General features: G+C 62.1%; 12 protein-coding genes. 6 read left to right on the forward strand and 6 right to left on the reverse strand.

Annotated features, from left to right (window positions below):
• The first annotated feature begins 33 nt into the window (after positions 1 to 33).
• Positions 34 to 1,149 carry an ABC transporter ATP-binding protein gene (locus FHT70_RS02000; RefSeq protein ID WP_183698551.1) on the forward strand — a complete coding sequence of 372 codons (1,116 nt, stop codon included), beginning with the start codon at positions 34 to 36 and terminating at the stop codon, positions 1,147 to 1,149.
• A gap of 65 nt (positions 1,150 to 1,214) precedes the next feature.
• On the opposite strand, the gene FHT70_RS02005 is transcribed toward FHT70_RS02000, so the two are convergent.
• From FHT70_RS02005 to FHT70_RS02015, 3 genes are all read right to left on the reverse strand, one after another.
• The gene (locus FHT70_RS02005; protein ID WP_183698553.1) at positions 1,215 to 3,461 is read right to left on the reverse strand and encodes a glycoside hydrolase family 2 protein; all 2,247 of its coding nucleotides are present in this window, start codon (positions 3,459 to 3,461) and stop codon (positions 1,215 to 1,217) included.
• A 199-nt stretch (positions 3,462 to 3,660) separates the two neighbouring features.
• Entirely contained in the window at positions 3,661 to 4,659 is a 999-nt protein-coding gene (locus FHT70_RS02010; protein WP_097597142.1) for a LacI family DNA-binding transcriptional regulator, read from the reverse strand.
• Between the two features lie 9 nt (positions 4,660 to 4,668).
• Positions 4,669 to 5,676, reverse strand: coding sequence for a Gfo/Idh/MocA family oxidoreductase (locus FHT70_RS02015; protein WP_097597143.1), 1,008 nt, complete (start codon positions 5,674 to 5,676; stop codon positions 4,669 to 4,671).
• A 202-nt stretch (positions 5,677 to 5,878) separates the two neighbouring features.
• Between FHT70_RS02015 and FHT70_RS02020 the strand changes: the two genes are divergently transcribed.
• From FHT70_RS02020 to FHT70_RS02040, 5 genes are all read left to right on the forward strand, one after another.
• Positions 5,879 to 7,171, forward strand: a complete 1,293-nt coding sequence (locus FHT70_RS02020) for an extracellular solute-binding protein (RefSeq protein WP_183698555.1) — start codon at positions 5,879 to 5,881, stop codon at positions 7,169 to 7,171.
• Positions 7,172 to 7,251: 80 nt separating this feature from the next.
• A complete protein-coding gene (locus FHT70_RS02025) occupies positions 7,252 to 8,139 on the forward strand; it encodes a sugar ABC transporter permease (RefSeq protein WP_097597145.1) in 888 nt (295 codons plus the stop codon).
• Position 8,140: 1 nt separating this feature from the next.
• Positions 8,141 to 9,052: a carbohydrate ABC transporter permease gene (locus tag FHT70_RS02030; RefSeq protein ID WP_097597146.1), complete on the forward strand. Its 912-nt coding sequence runs from the start codon at positions 8,141 to 8,143 to the stop codon at positions 9,050 to 9,052.
• An 18-nt stretch (positions 9,053 to 9,070) separates the two neighbouring features.
• Positions 9,071 to 10,153, forward strand: coding sequence for a sn-glycerol-3-phosphate ABC transporter ATP-binding protein UgpC (gene ugpC / locus FHT70_RS02035; protein WP_183698557.1), 1,083 nt, complete (start codon positions 9,071 to 9,073; stop codon positions 10,151 to 10,153).
• Between the two features lie 16 nt (positions 10,154 to 10,169).
• Positions 10,170 to 10,907, forward strand: a complete 738-nt coding sequence (locus FHT70_RS02040; RefSeq protein WP_183698559.1) for a ThuA domain-containing protein — start codon at positions 10,170 to 10,172, stop codon at positions 10,905 to 10,907.
• Positions 10,908 to 10,947: 40 nt separating this feature from the next.
• On the opposite strand, the gene FHT70_RS02045 is transcribed toward FHT70_RS02040, so the two are convergent.
• The 3 genes from FHT70_RS02045 to FHT70_RS02055 all read right to left on the reverse strand — a co-directional run bounded on the left by FHT70_RS02045 (position 10,948) and on the right by FHT70_RS02055 (position 14,114).
• Entirely contained in the window at positions 10,948 to 11,859 is a 912-nt protein-coding gene (locus FHT70_RS02045; protein WP_183698560.1) for an SMP-30/gluconolactonase/LRE family protein, read from the reverse strand.
• A 95-nt stretch (positions 11,860 to 11,954) separates the two neighbouring features.
• Positions 11,955 to 12,776 carry an SDR family oxidoreductase gene (locus FHT70_RS02050; protein ID WP_183698562.1) on the reverse strand — a complete coding sequence of 274 codons (822 nt, stop codon included), beginning with the start codon at positions 12,774 to 12,776 and terminating at the stop codon, positions 11,955 to 11,957.
• Positions 12,777 to 12,929: 153 nt separating this feature from the next.
• Complete coding sequence (locus FHT70_RS02055) at positions 12,930 to 14,114, reverse strand: phytanoyl-CoA dioxygenase family protein (protein ID WP_183698564.1); 1,185 nt, start codon at positions 14,112 to 14,114, stop codon at positions 12,930 to 12,932.
• Between the last annotated feature and the right edge of the window lie 6 nt (positions 14,115 to 14,120).

Raw genomic sequence — 14,120 nt, forward strand, 5'->3', positions numbered from 1 at the left:
GGCCTGATGGCGGGCGCAGTCAAAGGGTAAGTCATGGCCTTCCTGGAAATCTCCGGTCTCAGAAAGCGCTTCGGCGCCGTCGACATCCTCAAGGGCATCGATCTCGAACTCGAAAAGGGCGGCTTCCTCGTGCTGGTCGGCCCGTCCGGCTGCGGCAAGTCGACCCTGCTCAACACCATTGCCGGGCTGGAGACGATCACGTCGGGCGATATCCGCATCGACGGGCGCGCCGTCAACGGCCTGCATCCCTCCAAGCGCGACATCGCCATGGTGTTCCAGTCCTATGCGCTCTATCCGAACATGACGGTGGCGGGCAACATCGCCTTCGGCATGGAGATGCGCGGCGTGCCGCCGGAGGAGCGCAAGCAGGCGATCGACAAGGTCGCCAAGGTGCTGCAGATCGGCCATCTGCTCGACCGCAAGCCGAGCCAGCTGTCGGGCGGCCAGCGCCAGCGCGTCGCCATGGGACGGGCGCTGGTGCGCGATCCCAAGCTCTTCCTGTTCGACGAGCCGCTCTCCAATCTCGACGCGAAACTCCGCGTCGACATGCGCATCGAGATCAAGCGGCTGCATCAGGCGACCGGCAAGACCATCGTCTATGTCACCCACGACCAGATCGAGGCGATGACGCTCGCCACCCGCATCGCCGTGATGAAGGACGGCATCGTCCAGCAGTTCGGCACGCCGGCGGAGATCTACAACAATCCCGCCAACATGTTCGTCGCCGACTTCATGGGCTCGCCGGCGATGAACCTGGTGAAGGCCTCGGTCGAGAACGGCGCCGGCGGCCTTGCGGTCTCGCTCGAGCGGCCGAACGCCGACCCGCTCAAACTTCCCGTCACGACGACCGGCAACGGCCTTTCCTCCTATGCCGGCCGCCAGGTGATCTTCGGCATCCGCCCGGAGGCGCTGACCGACCCCGATGGCGCCGACCGCAATGCCCGTTCGCTCACCGAAGGCGACTGCCTGATCGAGGTCGTGGAACCGGCCGGCTCCGACACCTTCGCCGTCACCAAGCTCGGCGGCAAGGAAGTCGTCGCCCGCCTGCGCGCCGATGCCGGCATCGCACCCGGCCAGCACACACGCCTCGCCTTCAACCTCGACAAGGCTGTCTTCTTCGATCCGGAAACGCAAGCGCGGATCGCATAAGGTGGAGCGCCGTGCGTCCGATAAGACGCGCCAAGGGCGCTCCATCTCGATTTTCGGGTTATGCGTTAGGCGACGGCCGTTAGGTTGAGGGTCACCGGCGCGAAACGTGAGGAGACCGCTTCGACGGTGATTTCTCCCACCAGCCCCGTCGCCTCCAGCCAGAAGCCTGATGTGCCGCCCTGCAGCGGCACATTGGTTGGGCCGACGATCTTTGCGGGGCCATGCACCTTCAGCGAAATGCTGTCGTTCATGAACGGCAGGCGATTACCGCACTGATCGAGGGCACGGATGATGACACGCGTGCTGTCACGTTCGCGGGCTTTCAGCGTGCCGGCGTCGGCCACGATTTCCAGCGTCGTCGGCAAGGGATCGGCCGCCAGCCTCAGGCTGGCCACGGGCGTGCCGTTGATATAGCCGGTGAGGGTGCCGTCGATCCATTCGAGTCCCCAGGTGCCGAGCTCATCTGATGTGAAGTGCCGGTGGTCGAGCACAACAGGCGGATGCGGCAGGTGCGGGTAATTCTCCCGATCCGGACCGATACGTTTGCTGAGCCCGCCATATTGCAGTTCCACCTCGTCGCAATTGGTCAGGATGATCAGCGGCAGCACGCCGCCGATATTGCGCTCGCCGCGCGCCCAGAAGGTAACGGGCTTCATGACGATCTCTTCGGAAGGATCGCATTGGCTGATATAGGCATAGGCCGCGAATTTCGGTTCGCGGAACATGTCCATGACGCCGTGATAGCAAATGCGATCGCCGGAGCCGAAATCCTTGTGGGTATTGTAATCGAACATGCACCAGCCGATGGCGCCGGAAATATCCGGATCGCCGTAGGCGGCATTCAGCACTTCGAGGTGACGGCGCACATGCTCGGCCTGGCGCTGTTCCTGATCGTAGATCTTGGTTGGGTGCATATGACCGTTGAACTCGGTGATGAGGTACGGCACCTTATGTGACAGCCCGGTATTTTCCTCCTGGGTGCGGAGCGCGGTGCGCGGGCGGTTGGAGCCCGGCAGTTCCTCGTTGCCGAGGATGAAGTCGTTCATCGTGTAGACGTCTTCGAGCAGCTCGCTTTCGGTGATGTAACGCACGCCGCCGGTCTGACGGGTGCTGTCGAGCTCACGGGCCAAGCGGTTGGTCTCAACGTAGAAGTCGTGGCTATCCTGCGACTCGTTGATGCGCACGCCCCAGATGATGATCGAGGGATGGTTCCAGTCGCGCTCAATCATGCGGCGGACGTTCTCGATCGATTCCTTCTGCCAGTCGGCATCGCCGATATGCTGCCAGCCGGGGATTTCCTCGAAGGCCAGGAGGCCAATTGTATCGCAACGGTCGAGGAACCATTTTGACTGCGGGTAATGCGAGGTGCGGACGATATTGCACTTCAGCACGCTCTTCATGATGTCGGCGTCGCGTTCCTGGGCGGAACGGCCGGCGGCGTAACCGACATAGGGGAATGCCTGATGGCGGTTGAGGCCGCGCAATTTCAGCGGCTTGCCATTGAGGCGGAAACCTTCGGGGGTGAATTCGGCGGTACGGAAGCCGAAACGGGTAGATAGACGGTCGGAGCCGTGCTCGGTCCTGATTTCGACGGAGATTTCGTAGAGCGCTGGATTGCCAATGTCCCAGAGCGCGATGCCGGTGAGGCTGCCGAAGGAAAGTCGGGTTTGCTCGCCGATCGTTTCGGTTGCGGCGGTGGCGATCACGGCGCCGTCGGCCTGCTTCAGCGTGGCGGTGACCGTTGCAGAGAAATTGCGGCCTTCGGGATTGGCAATATCGACGCGGACGGTCGCGGATTTCTCAGGGGCGAGAACGTCTGATGTTTCGATCTTGAGATTGCGGATCGAGACCGGGTCGGTGACCTTCAGCCAGACGTCGCGGTAGATGCCGGCATAGGTCAGGTAATCGATGCGGCCGCCGAAGGGTGGAATGGCAGGATTTTCGCTGCCGTCGATTTTCACGGTCACGAGGTTTTCGCCCTTGACCAGCCTGCCGGTAAGGCGGGCCTCGAAGGGAGTATAGCCGTCCTTGTGGGCGATGATCTCCTCGCCGTTCAGATAGACGACGCTATCCGCCATCGCGGCGTCGAAGATCAGCGAAACCTCGCGGCCCTCGAATTCCGGCAGCCAGCGCAGCACCTTCTGATAGGTGAAGGCGCGCTGATAGCTCTTTTCATCGAAATAGTTAAAGGGCAGTTCGACGGCGGTGTGGGGCAGGCTGACCGACTTGGCGGCATCGAAGTTTTCGAGCAGGCGCTGGCCGAAGCCCTCGTGGAAACTCCAGCCTTCATTGAAGGAAACGACGGAACGCATATCAGGCTCTCCCGGTCGTGGCATCAGGAGCCGTGCGGCGCCCTTCCGCGCGTGAGAATCGGGTCATCGGATATTCCTCCTTGATGCAATAAGGCGCAACGTTCAGGCGCTTCACGTCGAATCTATTCATGCGATGCGCTTTAGCTTTTTTCGGCGATGCCGTCATCCGGAACCGCCTCATCCGTCCCGATGGCGAGCATCAGGCAGTCGAGCCCCAGCGGGGGGTGCAGGTGAGCGTGATACTGTGCGGGCCTTCGATCCCGGCGTCGTGGCGTTCGATCAGTTCGACCACCGCATCGATGAAAGCGGTGTGGTCGAGGCTCAGCGTCGTGAGGTCGTTGCAATCCCACGCGGCCATGGCGATGCCATCCTGGCCAACGATGGCGATATCATCAGGCGTGATTTTGCCAAGCACGCGGCGCGCGGCATCGCGCGCGCCGATCGCCATGACGTCGTTGCCGCAGATGATGGCGCCGACCTTGTCTCGGTGCATCAGGAGCACGGCTTCCTTGAAGCCGGAATCATAGGAATAATCGCCGACGGCCTGCGCTTCGAAGGCAAGGCCGCGTTTGGCGAGCGCCTCGGCGAACCATCCGCGCCTCAGCTTGTCGATCCAGCTCGAATTGGTGCCGGAGAGATAGGCGAAGCGCTTCTTACCGTCCCGGACGATCTTGTCGATGATTTCGTCGGCGGCGTTGGAGCCGTCGATGCGGATGCTGGAGACGTTTTCGTTTTCGAGCGGCTCGAAGGAGACGATGATCGGTTTCGTCGTGTGGAAAATATCGACGGCATCCTGCATCGACACCATGTCGGAAAAGATGACGACGTGATCGACCTGATAGGTAGAGGCAAGCCGCATCAGCTGCAGCCGGTCGGAATGGTCGGCGCAGCAGAGGATGATCGGCAGCAACTGCCGCGCCTGCAGGCGGTGGACAAGAAGCTGCTGCTCCTCGGCCTCGCAGGGGTTGCCGATGGCGTTGACGACAAGGGCGACGAGACGCGATCGCTGATTGTTCAGCGAACGGGCGATGGCGTTGGGCTGATAGCCATATTCACGGGCGACGGCGAGAATGCGGTCGCGCGTCGCGCGACCGATGCGCGAATCCGGCGAGAAGGCACGGGAGATGGTGGCGGAGGAGACGCCGGCGAGTTTCGCCAGCTCTTTCGAGGTAATCCGCCGTTTGTTCGTTCCGCTCATCTTCGCCTGTCAGGCGGCGATCCTGACGGACGCGCCGCCGGCCGCTGCTGATTCCTTGATTGCATCCCACAGCCTAGCGAATCTAAGGCCCATTTCAACGGAGCCGGAGTTTTCCATTGTCCCCTCGCGAATGGCGAGGAAATTCTTCATGGGATTGCCGAGAATTTCGGCCTCCTCGCGCGGCTCGGCGGTGCGGCCGGCGCTGATCTCGCGCCAGCCGCCCCAGGCATCAATGCGCACGATCGCCTTCGAGTAAAAGAAGGTGATGTGGGAGGCGCAGTTGGGCGGGCCTTCGCCGGCGGCCGTCAGCGTCGCCAGCGCGCCGTTCTTCAACCGGGCGGAGACGGCGGTGGCGATGTCGACCTCTTTGCCGTGATTGTTCATGTAAGCCGAAACTCTGTCGAAGTCGGAATTGGCGAGCAGGCACACGGTGTTCATCATATGGGCGCCGGTGTCGAACATGAAGCCGCCGCCTGATATCTCCGGCTGTTGTTTCCAGTGGCCGGCGTAATTGGACGCCCAGCTTTCCCAGATCATGCCCGATATGGCGATCAACTCCCCGAATTCGCCGGCAAGCGCCCGCCGGCGCGTGTCGAGCACCAGCGGCGACAGCCCGCCCTGGAAGGCGGTGACGATGGTAACGCCGCTTTTTTTCTGCGCGGCGATCAGCCGCTCGGCCTCGGCGACGGTCGTCACCATCGGCTTCTCCAGGAAGAGGTCGAGGCCCGCCTCGGCGACGGCGGTCGCCTGTTCGGCATGGAAGGCGTGGGGGGTGGAGACATAGACAATGTCAAGTTCCTCCCTCATCTCGGTCAGCATCGTCCGGTAGTCCTGAAAGCTTCTCGGCTCGGGCGCGCCAGCCGCGAGACAGACATCGATCAGGCGCTGGCGCGACGTTGCCGTGGTGTCTGCCAGTGCTGCGAACTCGATCTCCGGCATCCGTGCCCAACTCGCGGCATATTCCGCCGCCTTCAACCCGGCGCCGATGACGCCGAGGCGCAATTTTTTCCCAGACATGAAAATTCCTCCCTGAAGTGCCGTGCACACGATTACACAAACTGATCGACAGAGGCAAGCCATGCATATCTGCGTTAAATCAATGGTTTAATGTTTCGATTCGAATCTTTTCAAAATCCACCTTGTCAGTGATTGGAATGCGTGTACATTTCGTGCGGCCGGTGCTGGAGGGCGCCGTGTGCCCAAAAAGGGAGGACTTCCGTTGAAGAAAAGGGTTCTTGGTGGCCTGTGCGCCATTCTGCTGAGCGCGGTTTCTACGCTGGCGCAGGCTGAAACAATCCGCATTGCAAATCATGGTCAGGCCGGCATCGACGCGATGAAGTCGACGGTCGAGCGGATCGAGAAGGAATATGGGGTCACCGTCGAGGTGGTCGAGTATCCGGCCCCCGACAAGGACTACCTGACCAAGCTGCTGACGGAGCTAGGGGCCGGCAATGCGCCCGACCTGTTCTCCATTCCGACGACGGCAGCCGTCGCCGACATGGTGGAGGCCGGCTATCTCGCGCCTGTTACCAAGGAGTTCAAGGCCTGGGAAGGCTACGCCGGCCTCTATGACGTCGCCAAGGCGCTTGCCGTCAGCCCGGATGGCGAAACCTATGTGATGCCTTTCATGCTCGGCATCCAGGAAATCTATTACCGCAAGGATGTTCTCGAGAAGGCCGGCATCTCCACCGAACAGCCGAAAACCTGGCGGGAGCTTCTCGACCGCGCCGCCGAAATCAAGCAGAAGACTGGCGCCTACGGCCTGCTCTTCCCGGCGGGCGTTTCCTGGGGAAGCGGCGCCTTCGACGAGGGCTTCCAGCACCTGCTGGTCGGCTCCAAGACACCGCAGCTTGCCGGTGCCGATGGCAAACTCGATCTCGATGGCGAGGGCATCAAGGATGTCTTCGGCGTCTACAAGGAACTGATCGACAAGGATCTGATGCCGACGCAGCCGCTGCTCGGACCCGAGCCCTGGGTCGTGCCGAAATACCAGATGTTCCCGGAAGGCAAGCTCGCCGCGACCACCTGCGGCTCCTGGTGCTACATTTTTGACTGGGGCCGTGAAAGCAAGAACCCGATCCCCGAGGTGACGAAGGTGGTCGGCACCTGGACGGTTCCCGGCCAGAGCAGCGGCCAGTACGTGCTCGCCAATCTCGCTGCGCCGTGGGCCGTGAATGCCAAATCGGCCAACACCGAGCTTGCGATCAAGGCGCTGATGGAGATCGGCTCCATCGAAACGCAGGTGTCCTATGCCGCCCGCATCGGCAACATTCCGGCTAGCAAGGACGCTGCGAAGAATGCTGACTTCCAGAAGCTGACGGAACTGGTTCCGATCCATGCGGCGGCCGAGAACGGCGTGTTCCTGAAGCAAGCGTCCGGATTCGGCACCGTGGCGGAAGGTGTCGCGCGCGCCACCGAAGCGCTGCTGCGCAAGGAAACCGACGCCGCCGGCGCCCAGAAGATCCTTGTCGACTACGTCAAGGAAACGCTCGGCGACGACATGGTCAAGTAAGGCTCGTCTCTCTGCCTTCTCCCGGGGCGCGGCGTCCATCGCCGCGTTTCGCGGTTCGTTCGATCAGTTTGTGAGCTTCTATGGCCCGAAACTCTCATGAAAATCGCGCCGAGCGGCAATGGCTGCTGATCCTGCTGCCTTCGCTCGTGCTGCTTCTGGCCTTCGTCATCTATCCGGCCATCTATTCCGTCTATCTGAGTTTCACCAACGAGGCGCTGACCGGCGCGGCGGCACTTCGGCCGCGTTTCGTCGGCTTCAGGAACTATGCCAGGCTTTTCAACGACGCGAAGTTCTGGAACGCGCTGTTCGTCACTTTCGTCTTCGTCATCGGGTCGGCCGTCATCGGGCAATTCGTGCTCGGCCTGATCGCGGCAATGGCGCTGCGCCGGCCGATCCGCTTCCGCAGGCTCTTCTCGTCGATCATCCTGCTGCCGAACGCAGCTCCTGAGGTTGTCGCCGGCTTCATGTGGATCTCGATGCTGGCGGGCGGCGACAACGCCACCCTCAGCCGGATCGTCAGCTTCTTCGGCGTCACTCCAGCCGACTGGCTGCAGGTCTTTCCGCTGTCGATGATCATCATCGTCAATACCTGGCGCGGCATCGCCACGGCGATGATCCTGCTGACGGCTGGCCTCAGCACCATTCCGGCCGAGATCTACGAGGCAGCGCGCATGGACGGGGCGACACCCTCGCAGATGTTCCGCCGCATCACGCTGCCGCTGATGATGCCGACGATCCTGCTTTACATGCTGATTTCGGCCGTTTCCACCATCGCCGTCTTCGGCCTCGTCTATGCGCTGACGCGCGGCGGGCCGGGCGGGGCGACCGAGGTCGTCAGCATCTATATCTACAACCAGTCCTTCACGGCGTTCCAGCTGGGATATGGCGCCGCGGTCGCCGTCGTCGCGCTGGTGATCTCGCTGATCCTCGGCATTGCCTATGTCCGGGCCATGAAGGTGGAGGTCTGACATGGCCGTCGTTTCCGCGAGCGAGAGCGCAAACAAGGTCCGTTCCGATCTCATTGCCTACGCGACCTTGTCGCTGATCTCGATCTTCTGCGCCGTGCCGTTCTTCTGGGTGCTGATTGCCTCGTTCGACGGCAATGCGCAGCTTTTTCTCCATTGGCCAGAGCAATGGACCTTCGCCAACTATGTCAGGGTCTTCACCAAGGAGGACGGAGCGAAGTGGTTGTTCAACTCGCTCTTCGTGGTCGGCAGCGCCACTTTGCTCGTCATGGTGCTTTCAGGGCTTGGCGGCTATGCGCTGTCGCGCACCAGGGCCTGGTGGAAGCTGCCTTTCCTCTACGCGATCCTGCTCATTCGGGTGTTGCCGCCGACGGCGCTCGTCGTGCCACTCTACAAGTTCCTGCTGACGCTGAACAATGCCGAAGCGGCGGTGCTACGGCCGATCTTCGGCAGCTATGCCCGCGACATCATGCGCTGGACCGGCTTCATCGACGGTTATCTCGGGCTGATCCTGGTGCTCGCGACGATGCAATTGCCGCTGGCGCTCTGGATCATGAAGACCTTCTTCGACGGGCTGCCCAGGGATTACGAAGAGGCGGCGCTGATGGACGGGGCGACGCTCATTCAGCGCATCCGCCGGGTGCTGATCCCGCTGGCGCTGCCGGGATTGGCGGCCGCAGGGCTCTTCGCCTTCATGTCGGCCTGGGGCGATTTCCTGCTACCGCTGATCTTCCTGTCGTCGCCGGAGCTGCAGACGCTGCCGCTCGGTCTCTTCCGCGCCTTCCTGCGCATCAATGAGATCGACTACGGCCTGCTGACGGCGCTCGGCTTCATCTACCTGCTGCCTGCCGTCGTCGCCTTCGGCTTTGCGCGGCGCTTCCTCGTCCAGACGTTCTCGGGCGGCGTGAAGGGTTGAGATCAGAAAGAGAAACCGATGATCAATCTCAGAAACGTTCGCAAATCCTACGGCGCGCTCGAGGTCATTAAAGGCGTCGACATCACGGTGGAAGACGGGCAATTCGCCGTTTTCGTCGGTCCGTCCGGATGTGGCAAGTCGACGCTGCTGCGCGTGATCGCCGGCCTTGAAGGCATCGACGATGGCGACCTCGTCCTCAACGGCAAGCGCATCAACGACGTGCCGCCGGACAAGCGCGGGATCGCCATGGTATTCCAGTCCTATGCGCTCTATCCGCATATGAGCGTCGCCGAAAACATCGGTTTCTCGCTCAGCCTCAAAAAGGTGCCGGAGGCCGAGATACGCCGGCAGGTTGAGGGGGTGGCTGAGATCCTACAGCTCACCGACTATCTCGACCGCCGCCCGGCTGCCCTTTCCGGCGGCCAGCGCCAGCGCGTGGCGATCGGCCGGGCCATCATCAAGAAGCCGGCGCTGATCCTGTTCGACGAGCCGCTGTCGAACCTCGATTCCGCACTCAGGGTGCAGATGCGCGCCGAGCTGCAGCGCTTGCATCGCGAGCTGAAGGCGACCGTCGTCTACGTCACCCACGATCAGGTGGAGGCGATGACGATGGCCGACCGTATCGTGGTGCTGAACAAGGGTGTCGTCGCCCAGCAGGGCGCGCCGATGGCGCTCTATCATCAGCCGGATAACGAGTTCGTGGCGACCTTCATCGGTTCGCCGAAGATGAATGTGCTGCCGATGACGGCGACGCGCCGGGATGCCGGCAAGGTACATCTGGAAAGCCCGCTCGGCCTCGCGATCGATCTCTCGGATGCGAACGGTTCTGTGCCGCAGGGCGAAGCCAAGCTCGGCATCCGGCCCGAACACCTGAAACTCGCGTCAAATGGGCAGGGCGATTTCTCTGCCGAGGTCGTCATCGTCGAGCGGCTTGGTGTGGAAACCTATCTGACTGTTGGTTCGCAGCAGCAGCCGATCGTCGTGCGGGCCGAGGGCGACATGACGATCCGCCCCGGCGACCGTGTCTCGCTCACAGTCGAGCGCGCGGCCTGCCATCTGTTTGATTCCACCGGTCGGGTCGTCCGTCCGGCCATAGCCTGAAACATCGAGGAATGACATGACGATCAAGGTCACGATCTGGAACGAAGGACGCCACGAGCAGCTTCACAAGGAGGTCCAGGATATCTATCCGGATCGCATCGACGGCGCGATCGCCGCCGGCATCGCCCATCCGGACTTCGCAATCCGCCGCGGCACGCTCGATGATCCTGAAGAAGGACTGTCGGACTCGGTGCTCAACGATACCGACGTGCTGCTCTGGTGGGGGCATATGGCGCATGAGGAGGTCAGCGACGGGCTGATCGACCGTGTGCAGCAGCGCGTGCTAAAGGGCATGGGCCTGCTGGTGCTGCATTCCGGCCACCATTCGAAGCTCTTCCGCCGGCTGATGGGCACCAATGCCAACCTTTCCTGGCGCGAGACGCCGGACGGCGATCTGGAACGCGTCTGGGTGGTCAATCCCTCGCATCCGATCGCCGAGGGCCTGCCGCCCTATTTCGAGGTCAATGCCTCGGAAATGTACGGCGAACCCTTCGACATCCCTCAGCCGGACGAGCTGGTGTTCGTATCCTGGTATTCGGGCGGCGAGGTGTTCCGCAGCGGCTGCACCTTCCAGCGCGGGCGGGGCCGAATCTTCTTCTTCAGCCCCGGCCATGAGACCTACCCGATATATCACGACAAGACCGTTCACAAGGTGATCTCGAACGGCATTCGCTGGGCGCAGCAGAAACACACCGACGGCCGGATCCTGGAGAACTGGCACCGGGCCGAGCCGCTGCATGACCGGCCGCGGTGAAGGCCTAACGCCGCCCGACAGTTCGGCGGCGCGCCGATCCTTACGGATATTGTGCGCCGGTTGTCTTGGTATAGATCGAATAGACCGAGCGCGTCGCGGTGATGAAGAGACGGTTCTTCTTCGGACCGCCGAAGGTGAGATTGGACACCGTCTGCGGCACCAGGATCTTGCCGAGCAAGGTGCCGTCAGGCGAAAAGCAGTGGACGCCGTCGGACGCACTCGTCCACAGATTGCCGCCGACATCGAAGCGAAAGCCGTCGGGATTGCCGGCATCGAGGCTGCAGAAATAGCGGCTGTTTTCGAGCCTTCTGCCATCGATGACGTCGAAAACTCTTATGTGGCGCGGCACTTCATGTTTGGCCGAGCCGGAATCGGCAATGTAGAGCTTCGTCTCGTCGGACGAAAAGGCAAGGCCGTTCGGCTGGATGAAATCCTCCACGACCGCCTCTATCGCGCCGCTTGCCGGGTCGATGCGGTAGACGTTGCGGGTCGGCTGCTCAGGTTCGGCCTTGTGACCCTCGTAGTCCGAGAGAATGCCGTAGGTCGGATCGGTGAACCAGATCCCGCCGTCTGAGTGGACGACTACGTCGTTCGGCGAGTTCAATCTCTTGCCCTTGTAGCTGTCGGCGAGAACGGTGATGCTGCCGTCCATTTCCGTGCGGGTGACCCGGCGGCCGCCATGTTCGCAGGAGATGAGCCGGCCCTGTCTGTCGCGGGTATTGCCGTTGACATAGTTTGAGGGCGAGCGGAAGACGGAGACCGTCCCATCCGGTGTCCAGCGCATCATGCGTTCGTTCGGGATATCGCTCCAGAGAAGGCAGTTCAGGTCGGAAAACCAGACCGGGCCCTCCGTCCAGCGGCAGCCGGAATAAAGCTCATCGAGGGCGGCGCTGCCGATAACCAGAGCGGCGAAACGTTCATCGCGGACCTCATAAAGCGGATTGTCAGCCACGCCAGTTCCTCCCTGAATGCTGCTGTCTTTCTCCTAGCGACAAATCCTCCCAGCGACCAGAGCGCGGCACGGGAAATGTGAGGGCGCGGGTTTTCTCAGAGAGCGGCGACCGGATGCGGCGAGCCGTCGTAAGCACCCCAGATCGATTGATCGAAACAGATGACTGAGCCGGTCATCAGGCCGGATTCCGCCGATGACAGGTAGGCGCAGGCGCGCGCCACCTCGTGTGGATCGACGAGCCGGCCGAAGGGCTGATTCGCCGCTGCCTTCTCCAGCCAGTCGGCAGGTGCATCGTGATATTCGCGCTGGATGCGATCCTCGCCTTCGGAGGCCATCCAGCCGATGTTGAGGCCGTTGACGCGGATGCGGTTGCGCAGCAGCGCATAAGCGGTGTTCTTCGTCAGCGTTTCCAGCGCGCCCTTGGAAGCGCAGTAGGCGGCGATGAAGGGCTGGCCGGCTTTAGCCGACATCGAGCCTATATTGACGATCGTGCCTTCGATCTTTTCGCGGCGCATGACCTTCACTGTTTCCTGCATCAGGAAAAACGGCGCCCGCACATTGACGGCAAACATGGCGTCGAAGAGTTCGGGGCTGGTGTCGAGGATGGTGCCGCGATCGGTAATGGCGGCGGCATTGACCAGCGCGTCGACACGACCGAAGGCCTTGTCGCATGCGTGGACGACGTGGCTCGCATCCTCGACTTTGGCGAGGTCAGCCTTGACGTAAACGACCTTCACGCCGGTCGCAGCCGAAATCTCCGCCGCCCTTGCCTTGCCCTTGGCTTCGTTGCGGCCACAGATGATGATGCCTTCCGCGCCGCGTTCGGCGAAGAGACGGGCAATGGTGGCACCCAAGCCTTGCGTGCCGCCGGTGACGATGGCGATCTTGCCGTCAAGGCGGCCATGATCCGTGCTCATGTAATTCCTCCTTAGTGATGATGTGCGAATGCCTCCCGCGATGCGGGAGGCTCTTAGATTGGTGCCGTGTGGCCCCCTCATCCGCCCTACGGGCACCTTCTACCCTCGGGGAGAAGGTGCCGGCAGGCGGATGAGGGGGCCTCTATTTCTACTTCAGCTCAACTTCTTCCGCGCCTGCTCGGCAAGCGCTACCTTGAAGATCTCGTCGCTCCAGCCTTCCCGCAGCGCCTCATGCATCAGCTGCGCCTGCGTCTTCGGCGCCAGCCCGCCGAGCGGCGGGTCGCGGTCGAGATTGGTGGGGAAGGAATAACCTTCGGCGCAGGCGGCGACGGCGTTCGCGATTTCGTCGGACGAGAGCCGGTCTTGCAATGCCTTCAGGGCGGGGAAGAGCGTGGCGCTCATCCTCTCGCGATTGACGGTCTCCATGGCCCGTCCAAAGGCGGAGGAGACCTGCAGGAGGTTGGCGACACGCTTTATGTCGGCCGAACGGTTGGTGCCAGCGGCGTGGAAGAGGGCGGGATTGAAGAAGACGACGTCGCCTTTTTCGAGCGGCAGCTGGACGTGGTTGGCCTCGAAGTAATCCCGGAACTCCTGGCGCTTCAGCGCCAGATAACCCGGTACATAGGTCTGACTGTGCGGCAGGAAGAGCGTCGGACCGCTTTCGAGCGGCATGTCGCAGTGCGCGACCGCGCCCTGCAGCGTCAGAACAGGCGAGAGCCGGTGAATATGCGCCGGAAACTGCTCGATAACCTTCGATGACTGGAAGCCGAGATGATAGTCGCGATGGGCCGACTGCGCCGCACCGCCCGGATTGACGCGGTTGACCTGCGCCGTCATCTGATAGCTCGGCCCGAGCCAGGCTTCGCTTGCGAGCGTGATAACGGCGTTGCCGTAATATTTGGCGAAATTTTCCGGATCGGCGAGGCAGTGTTTTTCCAGCGAATTCCAGATGCGATCGTTGGCGCCGGGCTTGGCGAAATGATCGCCGCCGCCGGTCGAGGTGCGGTGCTGTTCCTCGATGATGGCATCGAAAATCGCGCTGGCGCGGTCGATGATGCCGATGTCTTGATAAGCATGTTTGAAAACGACGACGCCTGGGCCTTCGCCGAAGGCTTCGCAGATTTCGGCCAGCACGAGGCGTTTGCCTTCGCCGGTTGCCGCCGCCGTTACCTTGCGGCTGTCATAGATCAGCACGTTCTTCTCGACGGCAGACGCTGTGGGGTAATCGGCAAGCGCGGTAGTCTTTTCCGCAAGGCGGCGAAAATCGTCGAGATCGCAGGCATCTTCGCTGAGCCAGACTCGGTCGGCGCGCAGTTTCTGCTGATTGTCGGTCTTCATGATGGC

The sequence above is a fragment of the Rhizobium sp. BK049 genome (assembly GCF_014193135.1).
GTDB lineage: Bacteria > Pseudomonadota > Alphaproteobacteria > Rhizobiales > Rhizobiaceae > Rhizobium.